Origin of the sequence: Candidatus Methylospira mobilis (genome assembly GCF_009498235.1) — a bacterium.
GTDB classification, from domain to species: Bacteria; Pseudomonadota; Gammaproteobacteria; order Methylococcales; family Methylococcaceae; genus Methylospira; species Methylospira mobilis.
The window spans coordinates 3,147,272-3,172,369 of record NZ_CP044205.1; the positions used below are offsets into that span (position 1 = coordinate 3,147,272).

The window sequence follows — 25,098 nt, forward strand, 5'->3', positions numbered from 1 at the left end:
GGCGCGGCCAATGGGAGGGAAGATCAAAAGCATTGTTGTTTCTCATTCTGATTACAACCTGACTATGAGAAACAATGACCTGCTTTCTAACGCTATTTTTCTCGATAGTATAAAAGCCATACTTATATCCTGAATCCGTGGTAGTTAGAGTCAACAGTATGATTTTATAAGAAATTCACGTTCATTTTGAGTGAAGCAAAAAGCGGCGAATTCATATGAATATTCCGAAAACCGACCACGGATTCAGGTTATATGGTAGCTCTGAATTATCTATTAGAACTACTCAGTCTTGAAGCTTTCCCACTCTGGCGCATGCATTAATACTGCAGCGCAATCATCTCTATCCCAAATAGTTTTTGTTTTGCCCCAATAGAAAAAATGTGACTTTACATCCTTAAATGGCTTTTCACTGTTTTTACCTACCTTCGTATAGAGCACTACAAAATCACCTACATTGACACTTTTATCAGGAAACCAATAAGTGTGATAAACGTCATTCGTTACAGCATTATTTAAATGGGCTGACTGAATAAGCAAAAACTCACCTACATTTCCAGCAGACTCTACTTTCATAACGATACGTTCCTTATCAAGATCACCTTGATCCCTAATATTTGTGATCTTAAGTCTCATGGCTTAACCGCCTTTGCAGCTAATCCCGCAACGATAAGTACAACTCCGAATATAGTAGCCATCCAGGCTGTTGGTTGAGTCTGCCAAATCGAAGGTGCGTAACCTAATGCACCAGCACCGACTGTTATACAAGCCACATGAATTATCTCTATTGAAACCTTGCTCTTAAATCTTTCTTCGAGTATTGCCGCGCGCTTGTCCGAGTCATGAAACTTGGTCCTGAACGAGGCAAGTTCTATTCTTTCACTATCAAGGCGCTCAATTTCATCAATCAGCATACGTTGAACTGCTGGCGAGGAAAGTTCCTCATCACTCAATTCGCGGCGCAATTTTGCAAATGACTTTCGACTAGAAGAGCCTTTTACTACTGGCTGAGGAACACCATTTAGGATTTCCTGCGGCTCGGTATCAGGCAAATCAGTGTTTAAGTCTACCATTGAGCAATTCCTGTAGAATCAGAAAATCATCTGAAGTCGGTATAAAAATTCAGTGTCAGCATTGAAAAATCATACAGCCACATTTCAGGAAAACAACAATGCTTTTGATCTTCCCTCCCATTGGCCGCGCCGAGCATCGCAGCTTTTGGCGGGAATAGCCCGAAGGGGCGATTCAAGGATGAGTCGCGTCTGCAGAGGGCTAGGATAGCCCTTCTGCAGACCCCCGCCAAAAGCGAGAAGCGCAGGGAGCAAGCGGCCACTGGGCGGCCTTTTCTTTGGATACTTTCTTTTGGCCGCGCAAAAGAAAGTATCACGCCCGTGGGTGCGGATACCCACATTAAATAAACTTCGCGTAGCGAAACGAATTAACGAACCAACGACGCCATACACAATTCCAGCGCATCCTTCCAATCCGGCAACCGCATCCCAAACTCCCGCGCCAGCTTCTCATTCGACAACACCGAATAAGCCGGACGGCGCGCCGGCGTCGGGTAGTCGCCGGTCGCTATCGCCTCGATCGAAGCGCATTCCGGGGGAAGAATATTATTATTGACGGCTACATCGCGAATGGCGGTTGCAAAATCGAACCAGGAAGTCTGACCGGCGCAGGACAAATGATAAACGCCGCTTTTTACATCCGCCTTGAAGGAGCCGCCGTTCATGGAGCGCGCCACCACCAGCGCGGTCGCCTCTGCAATCAGGCGGCTCCAGGTCGGCGCGCCGATCTGGTCGCTGACGATGCCCAGACGCTCGCGCTCGCGCATCAAGCGCAACATGGTCAGCAGGAAGTTCTGTCCGCGCGCGCCGTAAACCCAGGCGGTACGAAAAATGTAATACCGCCCTCCGACTTCCCTGATGGCCTGCTCGCCTGCCAGCTTGGTACTTCCGTAGACACCCTGCGGACCGGTGGCATGCTCCTCGTCGTAAGGTGCTGTCCCATCTCCGTAAAAAACATAATCGGTCGAATAATGTATCTGCGCAGCGCCTGTTTTCAATGCCAGTTCGGCCAGAATGCCCGGCGCTTCCGCATTGATTTTCCGGGCCTGCTCCTGCTCCGCTTCCTGCTCGGCGCGGTCTACCGCGGTATAAGCCGTAGCATTGACGATGAGACCGGGATTAACGGCTTTGACGGCCTTTACCAGCGTATCGGGATCGGCCATATCCACCATCAGCGTCTCGGAACGGCGGTCCAGCGCGACCACTTCGCCGAGACAGGCCAGCGTCCTGCGCAGCTCCCAGGCCAGTTGCCCCTCTCGCCCCAGCAGCAGAATTTTCATACGCTAACGCTCATCGTATTGGGTTTTTATCCATTGGTGATGGCAGTCGTTGATAACACTCTGAACCCATTCGCCATTGTCCAGATACCACTGCACGGTTTTACGCAAACCGGTCTCGAAGGTTTCCTCCGGCACCCATCCCAGCTCGCGCTGTATCTTGCCGGCGTCGATGGCGTAGCGCTGATCATGCCCCGGCCTGTCGGTTACGAATTGAATCAATTGCCGATGCGGACCCTGCGCCGAATCGGGGGCCAGTTCATCCAGCAGCGCGCACAGGGTGTGAACCACTTCCAGATTGGTTTTTTCATTATGCCCGCCGATGTTGTACACCTCGCCAGGCTGGCCGTTTTCCAGTACGCATTCTATCGCCCGGCAATGATCCTCCACATATAGCCAGTCTCGGATATTGGCGCCCTGACCGTACACCGGCAAGGCTTTGCCCTCCAAGGCATTCTGGATCATCAGCGGGATTAATTTTTCAGGGTACTGGTAAGGGCCGTAATTGTTGGAACAATTGGTGGTCAGCACCGGCAGGCCATAGGTATGATGCCAGGCGCGCACTAGATGATCGGAACCCGCCTTGGTTGCCGAATACGGTGAATTGGGCTGATAGGGAGTCGTTTCGGTAAACAGGCCGGTTTCGCCCAGACTCCCGTACACTTCATCGGTGGATACGTGTAAAAACCGGAATGCGGCGCGCTTTTCTACAGACAGGCCATTCCAGTAATGCCGCGCAGCTTCAAGCAGATGAAAAGTGCCGACCAGATTGGTTTGCACAAAATCCTCGGCGCTGTCTATGGAACGATCCACATGGCTCTCCGCCGCGAAGTTGACGATGGCGTCCGGCTGCCATGTTTCCAGCAGATAACCGAGCAAAGGCTGGTCATTGAGGGAACCCAGGACGAAATAATGGTCAGGGTGATCCTCTATGCCCGATAGTGTCGCCAGATTTCCTGCATAAGTCAGCGCGTCGAGATTTATCACCATAACCTCTCCGCGCGCCATTTGGCGCAGTACGAAGTTGCCTCCGATAAATCCGGCGCCGCCTGTTACCAGCCAGGTTTTTTTATTCATATGTTGGCGTTTCCTTTTCGTTGCATGAAGCCTTTTGACGGATTGTATCCGTAAATGGCGCTCGCCATCAGCGCCATCAGCGTTGCCAGCACTACCGCCCCCGCCGGGACATTGAGCCGGCCATACAGAGCAAAGCGTATCAACTCTACTGCCGCGCTGAACGGATTATAGCGCGCCAGCAGGTAAAGCAATTCGCTGGATTCCTGCAGTTTCCACAGCGGATACAGTGCCGTGGATAAAAAGAACAACGGGAAGATGACAAAATTCATCACCCCGGCAAAATTTTCCAGCTGTTTGATCACGGAAGAAAGCAGCAGGCCAAGCGCGCCCAGCATCAACCCCGACAACAATAACGCAGGAAAAACGCTGATATAGCCTGAAGGCTCGGCTTGTATACCATAGCCCCAGGCGACGGCCAGAAAAGCATAGGCCTGCAAAATGGACACCAGCGTACCCGCCAGCAATTTCGCGGTCAGCAAAAACCAGCGTGGCAGCGGGCTGACCAGCAAAGTGCGCATGCTGCCCATCTCTCGGTCGTAGACCATGGACAGGGAACTCTGCATGCCGTTAAAAAGCTGGATCATGCCGAGCAAACCCGGCGTGATGTAAACTTCGTAAAGTATGTAGGTCTCGTAAGGAGGGATGATCGCGATACCCAGCGTCGAGCGAAAACCGGCGGCGAACACAAACAACCATAGCAAAGGGCGCACCAATGCCGAAATAAAACGCTCACGCTGATGCACGAAGCGAAACAGTTCGCGCCCGACGATGCCGTACAAAGCGCGTAGATAATGAAACAAGGACAGAGTCATGCCGCCGCCTCCGTTAAAGCCCTGAAGCTGGCATCGAGGCTGGCGCTGCCCGTCGCCTGCAGGACACCCGCTACCGATCCGTGCGCTCGAATTTTTCCCTGATGCAGCACGATCAGGCTGTCCCGGTCGGAGACTTCATCTATCAAGTGCGTCGCCCATAATACGCCCATATGACTATCGCCGGCCAAAGCGTGTATATGATCCACCATCGCCCGGCGGCTGGGCACGTCCAGACCGACGCTGGGTTCGTCCAGCAACAGCAAGGCGGGACGATGCAACAAGGCGCGGGCAATCTCGACGCGCCGCCGATGCCCGCCATTGAGGGTGCGCACTTTATCCAGGCGGCGATCAGACACATTCAGGCGTTCCAGCATTTCCTGGATTCGCTTGTCCGCCTCCGCGCGCGGCAGTCCATGCAATGCGGCATGATAGCGCAGATTTTGCAGCACGCTTAAATCCAGATCCAGCGTCGGCTGCTGAAACACCACGCCCAGCTTTGCCAGCGCTTGACAGGGTTGTTGCAGCAGATTGTAACCGGCTATTTCGATCTGCCCTTGAGGACTGTCATACAAATGCGTAATCAGTGAGAACAGCGTGCTTTTGCCGGCGCCGTTCGGCCCGAGCAGCATGGTGCAACGCCCCGGCTGCACTTCGAAACTGATATCGTCCAGCGCGAGCTTGCGCCCGTAAGAATAGGAAAGGCGGCTGACTTTCAACATCAGGGTTTTACCGCCACGCCCCAGGGATACTGCCCGACAGCCACCGACCTGGTGACTTTACGCGCTTCCAGATCGGCTATGGAAATATCATTGCTGACGCCGTTGGTGGTGTACAAGCGCTGCTGATCGGGAGAAAACGCCAGATTCCATACCCGCTGTCCCACCAGCCAGTAATCGATTACTTCCAGCTTTTGCGCGTCGACCACCGCCACCCGGTTTGCAGGCCCCAGCGCAACATAGGCATAATGCCGCTGGCGGTCGATAACCATACCTACCGGCTGAATTTTTTCCTGGGTCACTCCCGGAATCCGGAAGCTGATTTTTTTAAGCGGCTGTCGCGTATTCGCATCGAATACCGATACGGTTCCGGCAATCTCCGAACTCAGCCACAGCTGTTGACTGTCCGCGGTAAACGCGACCGCGCGCGGGCGCGGATCGACCAGGGTATTTTCGACAATTTCGAGTTTCCCTCGGTCGATCCAGTGCGCCATATTGGTGGTTTCGCTGGTGCAGACTACCCAACGCCCATCCGGGCTTGCGGCGATTCCCTCCGGCTCCAGGCCTACCGCTATTTTTTTGATCGCCTTGCGTTTGGAGATATCCAGCACCGTCACCTGGTTGTCGTCTTCATTGGAGACGTAGATATACTCGCCTTTGGGGTCCAGTGCGAAAGTTTCGGGGTCTGCGCCGGAAGGCAGGCGCGCCAGCGTTTTCAGGGAATGGCTGTCTATCGCAATAATCGTGTTGTCGTCGCTGATTGCAACGTAGAGCGTCTTGCCGTCGGCGCTGAGCGCAACGCCGCGCGGGCGTTTACCGATTTTAACGGTCTTCCGCAGCTTACCGCTTGCGCCATCGACTATAGCCAGCGCATCGTCCTTTTCCAGGGTCACATAAACCGTTTCGGCGCTGACGGGCGCGCTGATCAGCGCCGCAGCAGCCAGCCACGAAAAACACAGTATTTTCATTCTCATGGATTATCTCCCATGGCATTGAGTTTCGGCCTGATCCATGCCCAGCGTATCCAGCTCGTTCTTAGGGTGAAGAAATCCCTCCAGAGGGGCGATGCCGACAGGGTAATCGTTATCGACCAGCAGCATAGGCTGGCGCAACTGCCCGTCCCATGCGCGGAACGACAACGGCATGCCTTTAAAGCCGGCCAGCGAGAATTCCGCGCTTTTCATAAACCCGCTGATTTTGGCATAGTCGATCGACTGCGTACGCGTAGCCGCCTCGCCCACCGCGCGCACCGCCAGCCACGCGGCATAATCTATTTCCGTCATCCAGCGCCCGCTCTGCCGGCGGAAGCGATTCTGCAATTGCAGCGCGCCCCACTGTTCGTGGGTGTAATACCAGGCGCGCGGCACCAGACCCTGCGTACCGGCTATCGGGCGCGGCAGCCAGGTGCGGTAGGGAAAGTAATGCCCGAACAGGTCGCCGGTATCCGCCAACAGCGCGACATCATACTCTACACCCTGGGTAAAAACAGGAACTTCTGACTCTGGAGTTCGGCGATCGTCAAAACTATGCAGCCATTGCTTTTCTTCCACTATTTTCAGGCCGAATTTTTTGACCGCGCGTTTCAGCGCCTGGGCATAAGACTTGTCGGTTTCCAGCGGCCCCACCACCAGCAACAATTTCTGCCAGCGCTTTTTCAATAAAAACTGGGCCAGCGCATCGGCGCGCATCGCCTGGCTGGGCAGCAAATGCACGGTATTGACAGCGCAATGCGCGCCGCGCAATGCGTCGTCGTCGCTGCCGACATTATAGATCTGCACATCAGCGGATTCAGGCATGCCCGACAGTTCTAACAGCTTTTCCGCCGGCACATCGACAATAATATGTTGGACGCCTTCGGCCAGCAATTTCCTGTACGCCTGCGTTACGTCTTCTTCCGGGCCGACGACGACCTGTTTCAGCTCGAAATGCTGACGCGTGAAAACACCGGTCGTGTTGTTGTCTTTTATACCCAGCAGCGCGCCCTGTACGCCCTGAGCGGTGGCGGCATCCTGAAAGAAAGGAGGCGCGACCGCTTGCGGCCTGGTCTGCCCAAGATAGCCCAAAGTCAACTGCGCATCGCGTGTTTTTTCGGGTGTCTCCGCGGCAACAGACGGTTTCGGATGCGGTGCTACGGGCTTTTGTGCGGCATTCGCATCCGCGAGCAGGATGCCCAGGCAGAAAACTATCAGCGGCAGGCACGCCGGATGATGGATCAAGTCGCGACTATTCAATCTGCACACAGCAAAATCTGACGGGAAGCCAAACGATTAGGAATAATGCGCATAAGCCCTGACAACCTTGCCGTCCTGGTTGAAATGAAACACCTCGGCGGCCGGACCACGGACACTTTTGTAATACAGGGTAATGCTGTTTACGCCGAGCAGCGTGGCAACGGGCTCGAACTGAAGATCGGGAATCAATTGCAGTGCTTTCGCCCAATATGCGCCCACGGCGTCCTTGCCCTTCAGTGTCCCTGACGCTTCGCCCGCAACCTGGATAATGACAGGCGACGACATTTCGAAGTTGTCGCTGTAATGCGACAGAACCCGTTCAAGGTCATGCCTGTTCCAGGCATGAATCCAGTCCGCCGCAAACCGGTCTGCGAAAGCCTTGTCGATCATGACTGCAACTAGCCGCCGGTATAACTCAGCCAGTCGGCATGCCCGGCGATGCGCCCGTGCACATAATCGAAATACAGGGCCTGCAGACGCGTGGTAATCGGACCGCGCCGGCCTTCGCCGATCGTGCGTCCGTCCAGCTCGCGTATCGGCGTGACTTCCGCAGCGGTGCCGGTAAAGAACGCCTCGTCCGCTACATACACCTCATCTCGCGTGATGCGTTTCTCAATCACGCGCAGCCCTTGCTCTTCCGCTATGGTTATCAGCGTTTCGCGGGTGATGCCCTCCAGCGCCGAGGTCAGGTCAGGGGTGTAAAGCACGCCTTTACGTATGATGAAAATGTTTTCCCCGCTGCCTTCGGCAACATAGCCTTCATGATCCAGCAGCAAGGCCTCATCGTAACCCGCTGCGACCGCTTCTCGCACGGCGAGTATAGAGTTGATGTAATTGCCGTTGGCCTTGGCCTTGCACATCTGGCTGTTGACATGATTGCGCGTGTAGGACGAGGTATGGATGCGGATGCCTTTTTCCATGTTCTCCGCGCCCAGATAGCTGCCCCATTCCCAGGCCGCCACCATGACATGCACCTGAAGATTCGCCGCATGCAAGCCCATGCCTTCAGATCCGAAGAAAACCATCGGACGCAGATAGGCGCTGGACAGTACGTTTCTGGATATCGCCTCAAGCTGAACGCCGTCGAGCTCGTCCTTGCCGTAGGGCATCTTCATCTGCATGATATGGGCGGAACGGAAAAGACGGTCGGTATGGTCACGCAGACGAAATATGGCCGTGCCTTTTTCCGCCTTATAAGCGCGAACCCCTTCGAACACGCCGCAGCCGTAATGCAGCGTATGGGTCAGCACATGAACCTTGGCCTCGCGCCAAGGCAGCCACTCGCCGTCCAGCCAGATTACGCCGTCTTTATCATCCATCGCCATTTAATTTCTCTCCAGATTGGATTGACAGAACCCTGCACCGCCGATACGGAAACAGGCCACAGCCACTTAATTTACATAATGTTATTATTTTTCTGCTAAAAATGCGGCTCGGAGTTCGTAGCGGGTCGGGGAAAGGAGCCTGTCATAGTGCAGTTCTATTATTTCGGCGCGACTTGCGGCCCGGAACAATTGCTACGATCCAAAGTGCATGTATTATGGGCTGCACGCCATGTATTCCATGATTGTACTATAAACGTGACTATTCAGCACCACAGAGCGTGACGTTGAAAAGGAGCTACAGATAAGGTTGGCGAAACCGTCTGCGGCAAGGGCCTCAGTCATGGGTGTCAGGCGAATACGAACTTACGCTCCTTTCCCGCGCTGATAACTGAGATATGGCGCACAAGGCAAGTCTCAATCGCTTTCCATGATTTGCCGCCAGATAGCAAGGACGCCGTTGCGGGTTTCGATATCTTCGGTGACCGGTATGCCGGCGTTCACGTGCAGCAACGCCGCGCTATGTATGCGCTCCCGGAAAAGGCGGTAACTCTGTTTGAGGAGTTCACGACTTTCCTCGTCCAGGTAGCCTGTTTCACCCAAAGCATCAAGCAGGCGCATCACATCCGTATACTGCAACAGCGCCGGATATTGCGCAGCATGCTTTAATACGCCGAATTGTACTATAAACTCGATATCGACCACGCCGCCGCGCCCCTGCTTGAGGTCGAAGCGCGTCGCAACATCGGTCAGCAAGCGGCCGCGCATTTTCTCCCGCATCTCCACGACGGATAATCGCAGCCCATCCAGGGATGACGCGCGCGCAAGTGCGCCGGCCCGTATCGCATTAAAACCGGCTTCCAGACGCCGGTCGCCCGCCACCCAGCGCGCGCGCACCAGCGCCTGCAGCTCCCAGACCCAGGCATTGTTCATCTGGTAATGCTCATAAGCGCTCATGCTGCTGACCAGCAGCCCGGAATTGCCGCTGGGACGCAGTCTTAGATCGACTTCGTAGAGCCTGCCGGACAGCATCTGCGCGGAAAGCATGCCGAGCATGCGTTGCGCGAGTTTCGCGTAAAACATGGAAGGTGTTTCGGTTACCGGCGGCAGCGTGTCTTCATAGAGGTAAACCAGATCCAGGTCGGAGCTGTAACTCATTTCCAATCCGCCCATTTTGCCGTATGCAATTACGGCAAAGCCCTGTACACCCGGCTCACGAGCTTCTTCGCCGATATCATGCTTCAGCGCAGTGACACGCCATGCCTGCGCGAGCACCGCGTCAACCAGAACCTCGGCCAACCAGGTCAGATAATCGCTCACCACCATAAGCGGTATTATGCCGGCAATATCGGAAGCGGCAATTTTGAGCACATTGGATTGCTTGAACTGGCGCAGCGCAGTCAATAAAGCTTCGGTGTCATCAGTATCGACCCGAGCCAGATGCATGACAAGATCGTCGCTCAACTGCCGGCGGCTAAGCGGCTTATAAAGCTGACGGTTATCCAGCAACTCATCCAGTAATAAGGGCTGTTCGGCTATATAGCTTATAATCCAGGCGCTGGAAGCGGCTAATTCGACCAGACGCTCAAGCGCGCCTGGATTTTCGATCAGCAGCGTATAATAAACGTTGCGCGTCGCAATCACCTCCAACAGGTGGAGCAAACGCTCGATTACCTGGTTTCGGCAATCCGGAATTTGCTTGCCGGCCATGGACAAAAGCAATGGCAACAAGCGATTCAACGCGTCACGTCCGCGTCTTGTAAGTTTTTTCACCGCTGCGCCATGAAAAAACGCCGACAGCAGTGCCTGTATCGTGGAATACTCGGCATATCCAAGTCTGATCAATGCCTGCTGCAACGCGTCATTGTCCATTTCCAGCCAGGGCGACTGCGCTTCCATCTGCGTATGATCCGTACCTGTCACCGGAAGCGTGAAAGTCTGTTCGAAATGATGACGTACTTCCTTTCGCACTTCATCGATATGCGCCTTGCACTTCGCCCAACCGGAAAACCCCAGCGCATAGGCCATAGCCAGTTGCTGTATTTCACTGACTGGCAAGGTATGCATATGCTGGTCGGCATACTCCTGTATCCGGTTTTCTACCGTACGCAGAAAACGATAATGCGTTATCAGATCCGCAGAAACCGATTGCGGCAGATATCCCAGTTCAGCCAGATTCTTCAAAACAAGGATAATGGAGCGCTCCCGTAAACCCGGCTCCTGTCCGCCGCGTATCAATTGAAACGCCTGCGCTATAAACTCGCACTCGCGTATGCCGCCATTACCCAGCTTGATGTTTTCGGGCGTATCCTTACGTTGCAACTGCGAGCCGATTTTCTGTTTGAGGCTGCGCAGTTCCTCCAGCGCGCGGTAATCCAGATAACGCCGGTAGGTAAAAGCATGCAACATCGACTGCAGGTGTTGCGCTGAAGGCCAATCACCGGTGATAACGCGCGCCTTGATCATCGCGTAACGCTCCCACTCGCCAGCCTGCGTCGCATAATAGGTTTCCATGGCAGCAAAATTCATCACCAATGGCCCGCTTTGGCCGAAGGGACGTAAACGCACATCCACTCTAAACACAAAACCATCCGCCGTGGTTTCATCCAAAACCCTGATAAGCCGGCGTATCAGTCTGGTATAAAACTCACCGTAACTGGTTTGATAACGATCGAACAGCTCCCCATCGTACTCATATGCGAATATCAGGTCGACGTCGGACGAGAAATTCAGTTCATATGCGCCCAGTTTCCCCATGGCCAGCGTCACCAAACGTTGCGGTAAACCCTCGGGCGTCAACGGTACGGACGAGGCATCACAAGCCTGCTGGAACAGATGCTCAAGGGTTTCGGCTATTATCGTTTGCGCCAAGATGCTCAGTTCGCGCAGTGTATTATCTATATCGTCCCAACCGGCAATATCGCGCCAGGCTATGCGCAACATCTCGCGGTTTCTGACGCGGCGCAAACCCGACATCAGCGCGTCATCATCGCCTGCTTGCGAAAAAAAGCACTTTAGCGACAAGGCGAGCTTCCCGACGTCCAACGTATCGAACAGGCAGCCGCTGACGGCCAACTCGACGAACACGTCAGGGTATAATTTGCACTGATTGCGGGCAAAAAGACTGGAAGCAAACACCGAAGGCATGACGCGCAACAGGGCGTCAACCTGCTCGGCGGCAAGACCGGACTGATGTGCGGAGAAGTAGCTCAGCAGTTGTTCGCAGGATTCGCTGACCTGCCGTTGCAGCACTTCCGGGAGTTCCTGTCTATTTCGGCTCATATGCTACTGTCTCGCCAAATTAAAAAAGCGGACCGATGTCGCCACCAGGTCCGCTTTTAAATCCCCTCTCGTGCAGGAGGGCTATACCGTCTACTCGGGCGCAGACGGACGATCTACCAATTCAACATAAGCCAAAGGAGCCGAGTCGCCCGGCCGAAAACCGCACTTCAGAACGCGCAGATAACCACCCGGACGATTAGCGTAACGCGGACCGATTTCCGCAAACAGTTTTACTACCGCGTCGCGATTGCGTAAACGGCTGAATGCAAGACGCTTAGCCGCCAGCGTGTCGTTCTTGGATAATGTAATCAAAGGCTCGGCAAAACGGCGGAGCTCTTTGGCTTTCGGCAACGTGGTTTTGATAATTTCGTTGTTCAGCAAAGCGATGGTCAAGTTTCTAAAGAGTGCCCTTTTGTGGCTGCCCGTAATATTTAATTTCCTTCCGGAATTACCGTGGCGCATTGTGTTTCCCTGAGTTTCTTATGATGTTATCAAAACTACTCTTTCGAGAGTCCTTCCGGCGGCCAGTTCTCCAGATGCATTCCCAGAGACAAACCTTTCGTCGCGAGAACATCCTTGATTTCCGTGAGCGACTTTTTGCCAAGATTAGGCGTTTTAAGCAAATCGCCTTCCGAACGCAGAATCAGGTCGCCGATATAAAATATGTTTTCTGCTTTCAGACAGTTGGCTGAACGAACGGTCAGTTCCAGATCGTCGACCGGGCGCAGCAGCAACGGATCGAAGCGCGGCTTGTCGTCGGCGACGCTTTTGGCTACCGGACCACGCAAGTCGACAAAAATAGCGAGCTGTTCATTCAGGATTGACGCGGCATTGCGTACCGCCTGTTCCGGGTTAACGGTGCCATTGGTTTCCAGCTCGATAATCAGACGATCCAGATCCGTGCGCTGTTCAACACGCGCGCTTTCAACGGTGTAGGATACTTTGCTGACCGGGCTGAAAGAAGCATCTATCAACAAGGTATTTGCATTGATATCCGACTTGCTCACATCACGCTGGGAAACCGGTTGATAACCACGGCCCTTTTCCACTTTAAGCGTCATGTTGAGCTTACCGGCTGACGTCAGGTTGGCAATAACAAGTTCAGGATTAGCGATCTCAACATTACCTGTTAAAGCGATATCTCCGGCTGTAACAGATCCGGGACCTTTTTTTACCAATTCCAGTACAGCGCTTTCTCCAATATCCAGGCGAATAGCGATATTCTTCAGGTTTAAAAGGATGTCAATGACGTCTTCCTGTACACCTTCCAGAGTGGAATATTCATGCGGCACGCCTTCGATCTGAACTTCGGTAACCGCATAACCCGGAATACTGGACAACAGTACTCGTCGAAGCGCGTTACCCAGAGTATGGCCGTAACCTCGTTCGAGGGGTTCAATAACGATACGTGCACTGTTACTCTCTTCCGAACTTACGTCAACTAAGCGTGGTTTAATCAGCTCTGCCAGATAACTTTGCATTATGACAATCCATTCATTATTTCGAGTACAATTCTACAACAAGCTGTTCATTCAGGTCGGAACCCAGATCGACGCGCTCGGGGGCAGATCTGAATACGCCGCTCATTTTCTGCGTATCGACTTCGACCCACGACGGGAAACCGTACTGCTCGGTAACCTGAAGCGCATCCTTGATACGCTGCTGGGTCCGCGATTTTTCACGAACACTGATCTGATCGCCGCTGCTGACCTGGTAGGAAGGTATATTAAGCACCTTGTTGTTTACCAGAATCGCCTTATGACTGACCAGCTGCCGCGCTTCGGAACGTGTTGAAGCAAATCCCATGCGGTAAACAACGTTATCCAGCCGCGACTCAAGTATGTTCAGCAAATTTTCGCCGGTAGATCCTTTACGTCCTGCTGCTGCCGCGTAGTAGTTACGGAATTGCCGCTCCAGCACGCCGTAAATACGGCGCATCTTCTGTTTTTCACGCAGCTGGGCGGCATAATCGGAAACTCGGCCGCGCTTGGCGCCATGCTGCCCCGGCACCTGGTCCAGTTTACATTTCTCGGTTATGGATTTACCGCGCGACTTGAGAAAAAGATCCGTCCCTTCGCGACGGCTCAGTTTACATTTGGGTCCTAAATATCTTGCCATTTATCAATACTCCTGCATCAAACGCGGCGCTTCTTGGGCGGGCGGCAGCCGTTATGCGGTATCGGCGTGCCATCAATAATGTTGGTAATTTTAAACCCAAGATTATTGAGAGAGCGTACTGCAGACTCTCTTCCAGGCCCTGGCCCCTTGATGCGTACATCCAAATTCTTCATGCCGTATTCCTTGGCAATTAATCCCGCTTTTTCGGCGGCTACCTGAGCGGCGAACGGCGTGCTCTTTCTGGAGCCCCGAAACCCTGAAGCGCCGGCGGTAGCCCAGGAAAGCGTGTTTCCTTTGCGGTCGGTAATTGTAATTATCGTGTTGTTGAACGATGCGCTGATAAAAGCGATTCCATCGGACACGTCTTTTTTGATTTTTTTGGTCGAGCGACTAGCAACAGCCATGGATTAAACCTCTAACTCAGTTATTTGCGAATTGGGCGGCGAGGACCCTTGCGAGTGCGTGCATTGGTGCGCGTCCTTTGGCCACGCACCGGCAACCCACGACGATGGCGCAGCCCCCGATAGCAACCGAGATCCATTAAGCGCTTTATGTTCATGGCAACTTCTCTTCTGAGATCACCTTCCACCACAAACCTGGCAACCTCTTCACGGATGCGTTCGACCTGCTCTTCGCTCAGTGCTTTTACTTTTGTAGAAGGTACTACACCAACATTCTTGCAAATGTGAGCAGCGCGCGTACGGCCTATGCCGTAAATCGCCGTGAGTGAAATCACAAGGTGCTTGTGATCGGGAATATTAATCCCAGAAATACGTGCCATCTAAACTATCTCCAGATCTTATAGCCGAACCTAAAAGGTAATCGAGTATTATACAATCTTTATTAAAAAAAAAAAGCCTAACCCTGACGTTGCTTGTGCCGCGCATCCTTACACATGATGCGTACGACGCCATGACGCTTGAGTACCTTACAGTTCCTGCATATCTTTTTTACAGATGCACGTACTTTCATATTATTTCCCTACACACAAAATCTTTATGAACAAAACAACCTACCCTCTATTGACCCTGATGCTTGACTTCTTCATCAGCCCTTCATATTGATGAGAAATAACATAGGTCTGGATTTGCGAGGTGAGATCCATTACAACCACAACAATAATCAGTAAGGATGTGCCCCCGAAATAAAACGGGACATTCCAGTACACGATCAGGAACTCGGGGAGCAAACACACCAGGGTGATATAAATTGCTCCAGCCAATGTCAACCGCGTCATGACGCCGTCTATATATTGCGCAGTGTGCTGCCCTGGGCGCACACCCGGTATGAATGCGCCGGATTTCTTCAGGTTCTCTGCAGTTTCATTGGTGTTGAACACCAGCGCTGCATAAAAGAAGCAGAAAAAAACAATGGCGGTAGCATAGCACAGCACATACAAGGGCTGACCGGGAGACAAAGCGGTAGCGATGTCCTGCAACCAGCCCATATTTTCACCACTGCCGAACCACCCGGCAATTGTCGCTGGAAACAGTATGATACTGGACGCAAAGATCGGGGGAATAACACCTGACATGTTCAGCTTGAGCGGCAGGAAACTTTTCTGAGCCGCATACATGCGCTTGCCTTCCTGACGCTTGGCATAATTGATAATTATGCGACGCTGTCCACGCTCCACGAATACAACTACCGCAGTTACCGCGACGGCAACCGCAAACAGCAAAATTATGCTAAGCGCACCCATTTCACCGGTACGCACCAATTCCAGCGTGCCACCGATTGCAGAGGGCAACCCGGCAACAATACCCGCAAATATGATTATCGAAATACCGTTGCCGATTCCGCGCTCCGTCACCTGCTCACCCAGCCACATCAGAAACATGGTTCCGGAAACCAGGGAAACCGCCGTTATAAAAACGAATTGCCAACCGGGTACGATAACCACCGGCACGCCGGACGCGGACTGTCCCTGAAGAGCCATCCCGACACCAACAGCCTGAAAACTGGCCAATACGACAGTCGCATACCGGGTATATTGATTAATGCGTTTACGCCCGGATTCGCCTTCCTTTTTAATCTGTTCAAGCGTCGGTATGACAACAGTCATCAGTTGCAGTATGATTGAGGCGGAAATATAAGGCATAATCCCCAGCGCAAAAATACTCAATCGCTTCAGCGCGCCGCCGGAGAACATGTTAACCATGTCGAGTATGGAGCCTCCCTGCTGTTGAAACATGCTCGCCAAAGCGCGCGGGTCCACACCCGGCACCGGTATGTGAGCGCCGACGCGATATACGACCAATGCGCCCAGCACGAACAACAAGCGCTGGCGCAGTTCGGTCAATTTACCGAATTTATCCGAGAGCGGGGAGGTAGCAGTATTCACTTAGACCTCGACTATTTTTCCGCCTGCCGCTTCAATCGCCTTGCGAGCGCCCTTGGTTACCGAAATACCTTTCAGTGTAACGGCCTTTTCCAGAGCGCCTGAATCTATAATTTTTACTTTTTTGGTTATAGCAGGAACGATGTTGAGGGCGATCAACACGGCCAGATCAACCTCTTCAGCCTGAACGGCATTCAATTCGTGCAGCCGAACTTCGGCCGACAATGCTTTCTGTCTGGATTTGAAACCGACCTTGGGCAAGCGGCGCTGCAACGGCATCTGACCGCCCTCGAAGCCGACCTTATGAAATCCGCCGGTACGCGCATGCTGTCCTTTATGTCCGCGACCGCAGGTTTTACCCAGGGTGGAACCTATGCCGCGACCAACCCGCTTGGATTTTTTCTTACTTCCTTCCGCAGGAGCTATCGTATTAAGAAACATGTTATACATCCTCTATCTTCAGCATGTACCAAACCTTGGTTATCATGCCGCGGTTTTCGGGCGTATCGCGCACCAGCACCGTATGATGCATCCGGCGAATACCCAGCCCACGCAGACATGCTTTATGACTTTCCAGCCTGCCGTTGCTACTTTTAATTTGTGTCAGACGAACCTGTTTCATTTCAATACCCTTCAGGCCTAACCGGTAATATCCTTAAGCGGCAGCCCTCTTTTGGCGGCCACGAATTTGGGATCACGTATTTCGGTCAAGCCCTTGATTGTTGCTCTAACTACATTAATCGGATTATTGGTTCCTATGCACTTCGCCAGGACGTTATGCACTCCGACAACTTCGAACACCGCTCGCATGGCCCCGCCCGCGATAATTCCGGTACCTTCGGATGCAGGCTGCATATATACCTTGGCTGCTCCGGTGCTCGCCATGATCGAATAGTGCAGCGTATCTCCATTCAGATGGACCTGCTTCATATTCTTGCGCGCCTGCTCCATGGACTTCTGTATTGCGACCGGTACTTCTCTGGCCTTACATAAGCCGTAGCCGATACGGCCGTTGCCGTCGCCTACCACTGTCAACGCGGTGAAACCGAACTGGCGACCGCCTTTCACGGTTTTTGCAACACGCCTTACGGCAACAAGCTTTTCCTGAAATCCGTCAGTATTATTATTCTGGGTTGGGTTATTAGCTGCCATGTCTATCCTCTAGAATTTCAGTCCGGCTTCACGTGCAGCATCTGCGAGCGCTTTGACGCGACCATGATATTTGAAACCCGCGCGGTCGAATGCTACAGAAGTAACACCGGCGGCTATCGCTCTTTTTGCTACGGCGTCGCCTACAGCTTTGGCAGCAGCGACATTGCCTGTTGCGGTCAGTCCGGATTTAATGTCGACCTGCAGCGTCGAAGCGCTTGCGACGACAGTTGTACCATCCGCAGAGAAGACCTGCGCATAAATATGCCTCGGCGTACGATGTACGCTCAAGCGATTAACTCCGTGCTCGCGTATGGTGTGCCGTGTTTTGGCGGCGCGCTGCAATCTGGATGTTTTTTTGTCCATCATTTCACCTATTATTTCTTCTTCGCTTCTTTTCTGATGATTACTTCATCGGAATAACGAATTCCTTTACCCTTATATGGCTCAGGCGGACGATAAGACCTTATGTTGGCGGCTACCTGACCTACAACCTGTCGGTCGCATCCTTTAACTATGATCTCGGTCTGGCTGGGGGTCTCCAGCGTAATCCCTGCCGGCGCCTGAAACTCGACCGGATGAGAAAATCCAAGAGCAAGGCTCAATGTGTCACCTTTGGCTGCAGCACGGTATCCGACACCAACCAGAGTCAGCTTTTTTTCATATCCCGTGCTGACTCCGACAACCATATTGTTAATATTGGCCCTCGTGGTACCCGCCAGGGCATCTATTGTCTTGTTATCGCGATCCGATTGGACAGTAATCACGCCTTCATTGACGGCAACGCCGACAGCAGGGTGTAATTCACGAACCATCTCTCCCTTGGCGCCTTTGACACTCAGCGTATGGCCATCGAGATTCACGGTAACCCCTTTAGGCAGGGTTATAGGATTTTTTGCTACTCTAGACATCTTTAAACCTGTTCCTGTTCGCTTACGATACTACGCACAGCACTTCGCCGCCGTAACCCTGTTCACGAGCAGCCCTGTCTGTCATGACGCCTTTCGAAGTGGTTACTATGGCTACGCCGAGCCCGCCCAGCACCTTCGGCAACTCCTGCGAACCGCGGTAAATTCTGCGACCCGGTTTGCTTACTCTGGACAAATGCTCAATTACAGGCAACCCCTTGTAATATTTAAGACTTATATTGAGTATGCTTTTATTGCCTTCCTTTATCAGCGCATAATCGCCAATGTAACCTTCATCGCGCAGAACCTTGCACACGGACGCTTTTAAACTCGAACCGGGAAGAGTCAATTCTGTTTTGCCCGCAGCTTGACCATTCATTATCCGGCTGAACATATCGGCCAACGGATCAGACATACTCATACAAATTCTCTCTTGAACATTTGCGGATCACCGCGTCATCATCTATGAAGAGCTTTACCAGCTCGCTTTTACTACGCCCGGCACATCGCCTCGCATTACGGACTCACGAAGCTTGTTCCTGCCAAGACCGAACTTACGATAATAGCCATGCGGTCTACCGGTCAGATTACAGCGGTTTCGTCCACGGATCGGTGCAGAATCGCGCGGCAGCTTCTGCAATTGAACAGATGCTTCGTACCGTTCATCTTCGCTCAAAGCCATATTTTTAACTGCATCACGTAATTCAGTTCTTTTCTTGAAATACTTGTCGGCAAGCTTTTTTCTTTTTACTTCCCGAATTACCATGGATTTCTTGGCCATTAATGTAGTCCTTAGGCTCTAAATGGAAATTTAAAATGTTCCAGCAATGCACGCGCTTCTTCGTCAGACCCTGCGCTGGTGGTAATCGTAATATCCATCCCGCGCAACGCATCGATCTTGTCGTAATCGATCTCGGGAAAAATTATCTGCTCACGAACGCCCATGGAGTAACTGCCGCGACCATCAAAAGCCCGCGGGTTCAATCCGCGGAAGTCACGAATACGTGGGATGGCGATATTGATCAGCCTGTCCAGGAATTCGTACATCTTTTCGCGGCGCAGGGTAACCTTGCAGCCAATCGGCATGCCTTCTCTGATCTTGAAACCGGCAATCGATTTGCGCGCGTGCGTTATAACTGGTTTCTGGCCTGCTATTTTTTGCATATCCTCGACCGCGTTCTGTAATATCTTTTTATCAGCCACTGCTTCGCCGACACCCATGTTAAGGGTGATTTTCTTCAAACGAGGCACCTGCATTACAGACTTGTATTCGAATTTTTTTACCAACTCGGGTACGATCTGCTCTTTATATGTTTTTTGTAATCTGGCCATCGACAATCCCTCGGCTAAATGTCTACCACTTCGCTGGTCGATTTATAAAACCGTACCTTGCGACCGTCTGCGAGCAGACGTATGCCAACCTTATCTGCCTTATTGGTGACAGGATTAAACAGCGCTACATTGGATATATGCAGCGGCAGTGATTTTTCAACTATCCCACCCTGAATCGATTTTCCGGGGTTGGGTTTCTGGTGCTTGCGTACAAGGTTGATACCTTCCACTATCAGCTTGTTCTCGCCCTCCAGAGAGAGAACAACACCACGTTTGCCCTTGTCTCTGCCGGCTATAACCACAATCTGGTCGCCTTTTTTAATTTTTCGCATTTGCCTTCCTCCTCGACTACAGTACTTCAGGCGCCAAGGAAATAATTTTCATGAACTTCTCGGTACGTAGTTCGCGCGTTACCGGCCCGAATATACGCGTACCCAAAGGCTGATGCTGATTGTTCAGGATCACTGCGGCATTTCCGTCAAAGCGGATCAGGGAACCGTCCGCACGGCGCACACCCTTTCTTGTCCTCACAACGACAGCGTTGTAGACCTCACCCTTTTTTACTCTGCCGCGCGGTATCGCATCCTTGATGCTGACCTTGATAATGTCGCCTATCCCGGCATATCTGCGGTGAGAACCGCCCAGCACCTTGATACACATGACCCGACGCGCTCCGCTGTTATCAGCTACATCCAGGCAGGTTTGCATTTGAATCATTTTAAAACCCCTTTCATCTGCAGGGCCGATCAGGCCCGACTATCCGTTCCAAACCAAGCCTTATTTCGCTTTTTCAACAATCCTGTGGAGCTTCCACACTTTGTTCTTTGAAAGCGGACGGCTTGCCGTGATCTCTACCAGATCACCTTCCGAACATGCGTTATCTTCGTCATGAGCCATCAGCTTGGTGCTGCGCTTGATGTACTTCCCGTATACCGGATGCGGCACAAGGCGTTGTACTTCAACGGATATGCTTTTGTTCATTTTGTTGCTCACTACACGACCCGTGATAGTGCGCACGGCTTCCTGTTCCTGACTCATGCGACTGAACCCTTATTGCTGTTAATTTCGGTCAGTATGGTATTTACGCGGGCAATATCCCGGCGTACCTTTTTAATCTGATCGGACTTTGCCAGTTGCCCGGTTGCCTTTTGCATATGCAGATTAAACTGCTCACGCAACAGCTCAATCTGCGTCTTTTGCAGCTCCGCTACGGACTGTACTCTTAATTCACTGGCTTTCATTACATTACCGTCCGAATCGTAAATGTGGTTTTTATCGGGAGCTTTGCTGCAGCCAATCGAAACGCTTCTCGCGCCAGTTCTTCGGTCACACCTTCAAGCTCATAAAGCATCGTACCCGGTTTAATCTGGGCAACCCAATATTCTACACTACCTTTACCGGAACCCATACGAACTTCCAGCGGTTTTCTTGAAATTGGTTTGTCGGGAAACACTCTGATCCAGATTTTCCCGCCACGCTTCACATGACGGGATATCGTGCGTCGTGCCGCTTCAATCTGGCGCGCGGTCAATCTGCCGCGATCCACCGATTTCAAACCGAACTCACCGAAGCTGACCTTGCTTCCTCTATGCGCCAACCCGCGGTTGTCGCCCTTCATTTGTTTTCTATATTTTGTTCTCTTTGGCTGCAACATGGCTCATATCCTCTTTACGCTTCAGCGGGTGCGTGCTTGGTCTCGACCGGAGCGTCATGAAATACTTCACCCTTGAATATCCAGACTTTGACGCCGATAACACCATACGTCGTGTGCGCCTCGGCGAAGCCATAGTCGATATCCGCGCGAAAAGTATGGAGGGGAACACGACCTTCACGGTACCATTCGCTCCGTGCAATTTCCGCACCGTTCAGTCTGCCGCCTACATTGATCTTGATACCTTCGGCACCCAGGCGCAAGGTGTTCTGAACCGCACGCTTCATGGCCCGTCTGAACATGATGCGTTTTTCCAGCTGCTGCGCTACGCCTTCCGCTACTAGCTGTGCATCCAGTTCTGGTTTGCGTATTTCTTCAACATTCAGCTGTACCGGCACGCCCATCATAGCCGAGACCTGGCGGCGCAATGCGTCAATATCCTCGCCTTTCTTACCGATTACCAGACCTGGTCGCGCGGTATGTATGGTGATGTTCGCATTATTTGCAGGGCGATTGATCTGTATGCGGCCAATTGAAGCATGACCCAGCTTCTTTTTCAGAAACTCTCTGACCTTGATATCCTTAAGAAGATACAGCGGGTAATTTTGCGAGTTCGCATACCAGCGTGACGTCCAGTCTTTAATATATCCCAGTCTGATACCGGTAGGATGTACTTTTTGTCCCATGATAAAGGCCCTTACTTATTCTCTGATACTTTGACGGTAATATGGCAGGTTCTTTTCAGAATCCGGTTGCCACGGCCTTTAGCACGAGCCCTCATACGCTTCAGTGCAGCGCCTTCATCCACAAATATGGTTGAGACACGCAGCTCGTCAATATCCGCACCATCATTGTGTTCAGCGTTGGCAACAGCAGATTCGAGCACTTTTTTTACCAGGTGCGCGGACTTCTTGTTGCTGAACGCTAAAAGATCAATCGCTTGTGCTACGCCAAGTCCGCGGATCTGATCTGCGACCAGTCTGCACTTCTGAGCGGATACGCGAGCGTTATTAAGCTTCGCAGAGGTTTCCATCTTGATTCACCAACTCACTATTTTGATTTCTTATCAGCCTGATGGCCCTTGTACGTCCTGGTCGGTGCAAACTCGCCCAGTTTCTGTCCTACCATATTGTCGGAGACCAGCACCGGAATGTGCTGCTTTCCATTATGTACCGCCAGCGTCAATCCGATCATTTCAGGAATAATCATTGAGCGGCGCGACCAGGTTTTAATTGGCTTTTTTACGCCCGCTTCAGCGGCATCCAGAACTTTCTTAAGAAGCTGGTGATCTATGAACGGACCTTTCTTGATTGAACGTGGCACTGGTATTTCCCCTCAAAAGGCTTACTTGCGCTTATCACGGACGATCATATCGTCAGTGCGCTTGTTATTACGTGTCTTGTATCCCTTGGTTGGAATACCCCATGGCGAAACCGGATGTCTACCCCCCGAAGTACGCCCTTCACCACCACCGTGCGGATGATCGACCGGGTTCATTGCAACACCGCGTACCGTGGGACGAACACCGCGCCAACGTTTCGCGCCGGCCTTCCCCAGGGAAATAAGATTATGCTCGGAATTCGAAACTTCGCCGATAACAGCCCGGCAATCGACCAGAACCTTGCGCATTTCACCGGAGCGTAAACGTATGGTCGCATAAGCGCCTTCTCTGGCCACCAACTGTACTGATGCACCGGCGCTACGTGCAATCTGCGCACCTTTCCCTGGTTTCAGCTCTACGCAATGTACAGTGGAACCTACCGGAATATTTCTCAACGGCAGACTGTTGCCGACTTTAATAGGTGCAAATTCGGACGCAAGAATCTCCTGACCGACTACCAGCGACTTGGGAGCAATCATATAACGACGCTCACCATCTGCGTAAACAATCAATGCTATATGCGCAGTTCTGTTGGGGTCGTATTCAATGCGCTCAACCTTGCCCGGAATGCCGAACTTATCGCGCTTGAAATCAATCAAGCGGTACAGCTGCTTATGTCCGCCGCCCTGATGACGCGTTGTAACCCGTCCCTGATTATTGCGTCCCGCATGTTGCGATTTTTTCTCCACCAATGGGGCGTGAGGCTTACCCTTGTGGAGTCCCGGCGTCTTGACGCGAATTACGAAACGCGCGCCCGCCGAAGTTGGTTTTGATTTAATTAGAGCCATTTTAAGATTCCGCCACTTTACCTAGCCATTCAAAGCTTCAATGATCCCGCTGCTATCCACCATTTTTACGCAGTAGACAACTCAATATCGAATCCGGGTTTCAGCTTGACGTAAGCTTTTTTCCAATCTGATCGTTTACCGGCGAATCGCCCGAACCGCTTGCTTTTACCAAATACGTTGAGGACATGCACGCTTTCGACCTTGACATCGAACATCAGCTCAACCGCCTGCTTGATGTCTATCTTGTCCGAGTTTTTTTTCACGCGAAAAACAAAGGTCCTGTTCGATTGCGCTGTTATGTTGCTCTTTTCGGATACGATAGGCGCCTGTATCACACGCATCAAATTCTGCTGTCTCATGCCAGTTTAACCTCAATGTTCTTCACTGCCTGGGTAGTCACAATCACTTTTTCAAAGTGAACCAGAGAAACAGGGCTTATCGAATCAGCAGTGCAAATCTCGACGTTACCCAAGTTGCGTGCCGACAGGAAAGTGTCTACATTGTACGCATCGGTAATAATCAGAGCACTGCTTGCGCCCAGGGCTTTCAGCTTGTTGCTCAATTCGCGCGTCTTCGGTGCAGAAGTGTATATATCGTCGGTTACTATCAAACGATCCTGGCGCAGCAATTCCGAGAAAATAGAACGCATCGCAGCACGGTACATTTTTTTGTTCAGCTTCTGCTTGTACGACCGATTGCTTGCTGCAAAGGTAACACCGCCATGACGCCACAAGGGGCTGCGTGTCGTGCCGGCGCGAGCCCGCCCAGAACCTTTCTGCTTCCATGGTTTCGCACCGCCACCGCTCACTTCGGAACGCGTCTTCTGAGCTTTGGTTCCAGAGCGGCCGGCAGCCATGTATGCAACCACCAACTGATGAACCAACGGTTCGTTGAAGTGCTGCCCGAAAACCGCCGCACTTACGTCTACCGGTTCCACGGCGGCGCCGTCTTTAATTACAGAGACCTTTAGGCTCATTTTTCCACCCTGTTTATTTCTTTACTGCCGGCTTAACAACGACATCGGCGCCCTTGTGACCGGGAATGGCGCCGCGAATAAGCAGCAGCGATTTATCCTTGTCGACAGATACGACACGCAGGTTCTGCGTGGTCTGGTTCTCATTACCCATATGACCGCACATTTTTTTGCCTTTCATAACGCGGCCCGGAGTCTGATTCTGACCGATAGAGCCCGGTGCGCGGTGCGATAGCGAGTTACCGTGGGTTGCATCCTGGGTCCGGAAATTGTAGCGTTTAACTACGCCGGCGAATCCCTTACCGATGGTTACCCCTGCTACATCTACATATTGCCCTTCTTCAAACCGGTCGACAGTCAATGCTGCGCCAACCGCGTACTCAACGCTATCGGCATCATCAACTCGAAATTCCCACAGACCGCGTCCCGCTTCCACGCCCGCCTTAGCATAATGTCCGATTTGAGGACGTGACAACCGTGAGCGCTTAACATTACCAGTGGTTACCTGGATTGCACGGTATCCATCTGACTCGACCGTCTTTACCTGTACTATCCGATTAGGATCAACATGCACCACCGATACCGGAATCGCCGCCCCGTCGTCAGTGAAGACGCGGGTCATTCCACATTTGCGGCCAACAAGACCAATTGCCATGACTTAACTCCAAATATT

The 25,098-nt window shown here is 52.2% G+C and carries 38 protein-coding genes; all 38 read right to left on the reverse strand.

From position 1 onward, the window contains the following. Window positions 1–279 precede the first annotated feature (279 nt). The 38 genes from F6R98_RS14235 to rplC all read right to left on the reverse strand — a co-directional run bounded on the left by F6R98_RS14235 (window position 280) and on the right by rplC (window position 25,080). On the reverse strand, window positions 280–633 hold the full coding sequence (locus F6R98_RS14235; RefSeq protein ID WP_153249609.1) for a hypothetical protein: 354 nt from the start codon (window positions 631–633) through the stop codon (window positions 280–282). After that, window positions 630–1,070 (reverse strand): hypothetical protein, encoded by a 441-nt coding sequence (locus F6R98_RS14240; protein ID WP_153249610.1) that lies wholly within the window; start codon window positions 1,068–1,070, stop codon window positions 630–632. Before F6R98_RS14240 ends, F6R98_RS14235 begins: the two co-directional genes overlap by 4 nt. Before the next feature lie 365 nt (window positions 1,071–1,435). Beyond that, window positions 1,436–2,347: a dTDP-4-dehydrorhamnose reductase gene (gene rfbD / locus F6R98_RS14245; protein WP_153249611.1), complete on the reverse strand. Its 912-nt coding sequence runs from the start codon at window positions 2,345–2,347 to the stop codon at window positions 1,436–1,438. A 3-nt stretch (window positions 2,348–2,350) separates the two neighbouring features. Further along, the gene (gene rfbB, locus F6R98_RS14250; protein WP_153249612.1) at window positions 2,351–3,421 is read right to left on the reverse strand and encodes a dTDP-glucose 4,6-dehydratase; all 1,071 of its coding nucleotides are present in this window, start codon (window positions 3,419–3,421) and stop codon (window positions 2,351–2,353) included. Next, the gene (locus F6R98_RS14255; protein ID WP_153251078.1) at window positions 3,418–4,227 is read right to left on the reverse strand and encodes an ABC transporter permease; all 810 of its coding nucleotides are present in this window, start codon (window positions 4,225–4,227) and stop codon (window positions 3,418–3,420) included. The genes rfbB and F6R98_RS14255 overlap by 4 nt, the downstream gene beginning before the upstream one ends. Window positions 4,228–4,229: 2 nt before the next feature. Further along, on the reverse strand, window positions 4,230–4,952 hold the full coding sequence (locus F6R98_RS14260) for an ABC transporter ATP-binding protein (protein WP_153249613.1): 723 nt from the start codon (window positions 4,950–4,952) through the stop codon (window positions 4,230–4,232). Then, window positions 4,952–5,917, reverse strand: a complete 966-nt coding sequence (locus F6R98_RS14265; protein ID WP_153251079.1) for a PQQ-dependent catabolism-associated beta-propeller protein — start codon at window positions 5,915–5,917, stop codon at window positions 4,952–4,954. The genes F6R98_RS14260 and F6R98_RS14265 overlap by 1 nt, the downstream gene beginning before the upstream one ends. Window positions 5,918–5,926: 9 nt before the next feature. Continuing rightward, window positions 5,927–7,180, reverse strand: a complete 1,254-nt coding sequence (locus F6R98_RS14270; RefSeq protein ID WP_153249614.1) for an ABC transporter substrate-binding protein — start codon at window positions 7,178–7,180, stop codon at window positions 5,927–5,929. Window positions 7,181–7,216: 36 nt separating this feature from the next. Next, complete coding sequence (locus tag F6R98_RS14275) at window positions 7,217–7,570, reverse strand: nuclear transport factor 2 family protein (RefSeq protein WP_153249615.1); 354 nt, start codon at window positions 7,568–7,570, stop codon at window positions 7,217–7,219. An 8-nt stretch (window positions 7,571–7,578) separates the two neighbouring features. Beyond that, complete coding sequence (locus F6R98_RS14280) at window positions 7,579–8,505, reverse strand: branched-chain amino acid transaminase (RefSeq protein WP_153249616.1); 927 nt, start codon at window positions 8,503–8,505, stop codon at window positions 7,579–7,581. Window positions 8,506–8,919: 414 nt separating this feature from the next. Continuing rightward, window positions 8,920–11,784, reverse strand: a complete 2,865-nt coding sequence (glnE, locus tag F6R98_RS14285) for a bifunctional [glutamate--ammonia ligase]-adenylyl-L-tyrosine phosphorylase/[glutamate--ammonia-ligase] adenylyltransferase (protein WP_153249617.1) — start codon at window positions 11,782–11,784, stop codon at window positions 8,920–8,922. 90 nt (window positions 11,785–11,874) lie between these two features. Further along, entirely contained in the window at window positions 11,875–12,246 is a 372-nt protein-coding gene (gene rplQ / locus F6R98_RS14290; protein WP_153249618.1) for a 50S ribosomal protein L17, read from the reverse strand. Between the two features lie 35 nt (window positions 12,247–12,281). Beyond that, window positions 12,282–13,265, reverse strand: a complete 984-nt coding sequence (locus tag F6R98_RS14295; RefSeq protein WP_153249619.1) for a DNA-directed RNA polymerase subunit alpha — start codon at window positions 13,263–13,265, stop codon at window positions 12,282–12,284. 16 nt (window positions 13,266–13,281) lie between these two features. After that, a complete protein-coding gene (gene rpsD, locus F6R98_RS14300) occupies window positions 13,282–13,902 on the reverse strand; it encodes a 30S ribosomal protein S4 (protein ID WP_153249620.1) in 621 nt (206 codons plus the stop codon). Window positions 13,903–13,919: 17 nt separating this feature from the next. Further along, window positions 13,920–14,306, reverse strand: coding sequence for a 30S ribosomal protein S11 (gene rpsK / locus F6R98_RS14305; RefSeq protein WP_153249621.1), 387 nt, complete (start codon window positions 14,304–14,306; stop codon window positions 13,920–13,922). A 20-nt stretch (window positions 14,307–14,326) separates the two neighbouring features. Beyond that, window positions 14,327–14,683, reverse strand: coding sequence for a 30S ribosomal protein S13 (rpsM, locus tag F6R98_RS14310; protein WP_153249622.1), 357 nt, complete (start codon window positions 14,681–14,683; stop codon window positions 14,327–14,329). A 77-nt stretch (window positions 14,684–14,760) separates the two neighbouring features. Next, the gene (gene rpmJ, locus F6R98_RS14315) at window positions 14,761–14,874 is read right to left on the reverse strand and encodes a 50S ribosomal protein L36 (protein ID WP_153249623.1); all 114 of its coding nucleotides are present in this window, start codon (window positions 14,872–14,874) and stop codon (window positions 14,761–14,763) included. Between the two features lie 40 nt (window positions 14,875–14,914). Next, complete coding sequence (gene secY, locus F6R98_RS14320; protein ID WP_153249624.1) at window positions 14,915–16,246, reverse strand: preprotein translocase subunit SecY; 1,332 nt, start codon at window positions 16,244–16,246, stop codon at window positions 14,915–14,917. Beyond that, complete coding sequence (rplO, locus tag F6R98_RS14325; protein ID WP_153249625.1) at window positions 16,247–16,684, reverse strand: 50S ribosomal protein L15; 438 nt, start codon at window positions 16,682–16,684, stop codon at window positions 16,247–16,249. A 1-nt stretch (window position 16,685) separates the two neighbouring features. Next, window positions 16,686–16,865 (reverse strand): 50S ribosomal protein L30, encoded by a 180-nt coding sequence (gene rpmD / locus F6R98_RS14330; protein WP_153249626.1) that lies wholly within the window; start codon window positions 16,863–16,865, stop codon window positions 16,686–16,688. A 17-nt stretch (window positions 16,866–16,882) separates the two neighbouring features. Further along, window positions 16,883–17,395 (reverse strand): 30S ribosomal protein S5, encoded by a 513-nt coding sequence (gene rpsE / locus F6R98_RS14335; RefSeq protein WP_153249627.1) that lies wholly within the window; start codon window positions 17,393–17,395, stop codon window positions 16,883–16,885. A 9-nt stretch (window positions 17,396–17,404) separates the two neighbouring features. Continuing rightward, window positions 17,405–17,758 (reverse strand): 50S ribosomal protein L18, encoded by a 354-nt coding sequence (gene rplR, locus F6R98_RS14340; RefSeq protein ID WP_228125253.1) that lies wholly within the window; start codon window positions 17,756–17,758, stop codon window positions 17,405–17,407. Between the two features lie 11 nt (window positions 17,759–17,769). Beyond that, a complete protein-coding gene (gene rplF, locus F6R98_RS14345; protein WP_153249629.1) occupies window positions 17,770–18,303 on the reverse strand; it encodes a 50S ribosomal protein L6 in 534 nt (177 codons plus the stop codon). A 22-nt stretch (window positions 18,304–18,325) separates the two neighbouring features. Next, the gene (gene rpsH, locus F6R98_RS14350) at window positions 18,326–18,721 is read right to left on the reverse strand and encodes a 30S ribosomal protein S8 (protein ID WP_153249630.1); all 396 of its coding nucleotides are present in this window, start codon (window positions 18,719–18,721) and stop codon (window positions 18,326–18,328) included. A 54-nt stretch (window positions 18,722–18,775) separates the two neighbouring features. Further along, window positions 18,776–19,081: a 30S ribosomal protein S14 gene (gene rpsN, locus F6R98_RS14355; protein ID WP_153249631.1), complete on the reverse strand. Its 306-nt coding sequence runs from the start codon at window positions 19,079–19,081 to the stop codon at window positions 18,776–18,778. A gap of 11 nt (window positions 19,082–19,092) precedes the next feature. After that, window positions 19,093–19,632 carry a 50S ribosomal protein L5 gene (gene rplE, locus F6R98_RS14360; protein WP_153249632.1) on the reverse strand — a complete coding sequence of 180 codons (540 nt, stop codon included), beginning with the start codon at window positions 19,630–19,632 and terminating at the stop codon, window positions 19,093–19,095. 14 nt (window positions 19,633–19,646) lie between these two features. Continuing rightward, window positions 19,647–19,964 (reverse strand): 50S ribosomal protein L24, encoded by a 318-nt coding sequence (rplX, locus tag F6R98_RS14365; RefSeq protein ID WP_153249633.1) that lies wholly within the window; start codon window positions 19,962–19,964, stop codon window positions 19,647–19,649. 16 nt (window positions 19,965–19,980) lie between these two features. Continuing rightward, window positions 19,981–20,349: a 50S ribosomal protein L14 gene (gene rplN, locus F6R98_RS14370; RefSeq protein ID WP_153249634.1), complete on the reverse strand. Its 369-nt coding sequence runs from the start codon at window positions 20,347–20,349 to the stop codon at window positions 19,981–19,983. 60 nt (window positions 20,350–20,409) lie between these two features. Next, window positions 20,410–20,670: a 30S ribosomal protein S17 gene (gene rpsQ / locus F6R98_RS14375; protein ID WP_153249635.1), complete on the reverse strand. Its 261-nt coding sequence runs from the start codon at window positions 20,668–20,670 to the stop codon at window positions 20,410–20,412. Next, a complete protein-coding gene (gene rpmC / locus F6R98_RS14380; RefSeq protein WP_153249636.1) occupies window positions 20,667–20,873 on the reverse strand; it encodes a 50S ribosomal protein L29 in 207 nt (68 codons plus the stop codon). Before rpmC ends, rpsQ begins: the two co-directional genes overlap by 4 nt. Continuing rightward, on the reverse strand, window positions 20,873–21,286 hold the full coding sequence (gene rplP, locus F6R98_RS14385; RefSeq protein ID WP_153249637.1) for a 50S ribosomal protein L16: 414 nt from the start codon (window positions 21,284–21,286) through the stop codon (window positions 20,873–20,875). The genes rpmC and rplP overlap by 1 nt, the downstream gene beginning before the upstream one ends. Window positions 21,287–21,300: 14 nt before the next feature. Then, window positions 21,301–21,969: a 30S ribosomal protein S3 gene (gene rpsC / locus F6R98_RS14390; RefSeq protein WP_153249638.1), complete on the reverse strand. Its 669-nt coding sequence runs from the start codon at window positions 21,967–21,969 to the stop codon at window positions 21,301–21,303. A gap of 11 nt (window positions 21,970–21,980) precedes the next feature. Continuing rightward, entirely contained in the window at window positions 21,981–22,316 is a 336-nt protein-coding gene (gene rplV / locus F6R98_RS14395; RefSeq protein WP_153249639.1) for a 50S ribosomal protein L22, read from the reverse strand. Window positions 22,317–22,333: 17 nt separating this feature from the next. Next, the gene (gene rpsS / locus F6R98_RS14400; protein ID WP_153249640.1) at window positions 22,334–22,606 is read right to left on the reverse strand and encodes a 30S ribosomal protein S19; all 273 of its coding nucleotides are present in this window, start codon (window positions 22,604–22,606) and stop codon (window positions 22,334–22,336) included. 21 nt (window positions 22,607–22,627) lie between these two features. Continuing rightward, on the reverse strand, window positions 22,628–23,452 hold the full coding sequence (gene rplB / locus F6R98_RS14405; protein ID WP_153249641.1) for a 50S ribosomal protein L2: 825 nt from the start codon (window positions 23,450–23,452) through the stop codon (window positions 22,628–22,630). 65 nt (window positions 23,453–23,517) lie between these two features. Beyond that, complete coding sequence (rplW, locus tag F6R98_RS14410) at window positions 23,518–23,811, reverse strand: 50S ribosomal protein L23 (protein WP_153249642.1); 294 nt, start codon at window positions 23,809–23,811, stop codon at window positions 23,518–23,520. After that, complete coding sequence (rplD, locus tag F6R98_RS14415; RefSeq protein ID WP_153249643.1) at window positions 23,808–24,428, reverse strand: 50S ribosomal protein L4; 621 nt, start codon at window positions 24,426–24,428, stop codon at window positions 23,808–23,810. The genes rplW and rplD overlap by 4 nt, the downstream gene beginning before the upstream one ends. Window positions 24,429–24,441: 13 nt before the next feature. After that, window positions 24,442–25,080, reverse strand: coding sequence for a 50S ribosomal protein L3 (gene rplC, locus F6R98_RS14420; protein ID WP_153249644.1), 639 nt, complete (start codon window positions 25,078–25,080; stop codon window positions 24,442–24,444). Between the last annotated feature and the right edge of the window lie 18 nt (window positions 25,081–25,098).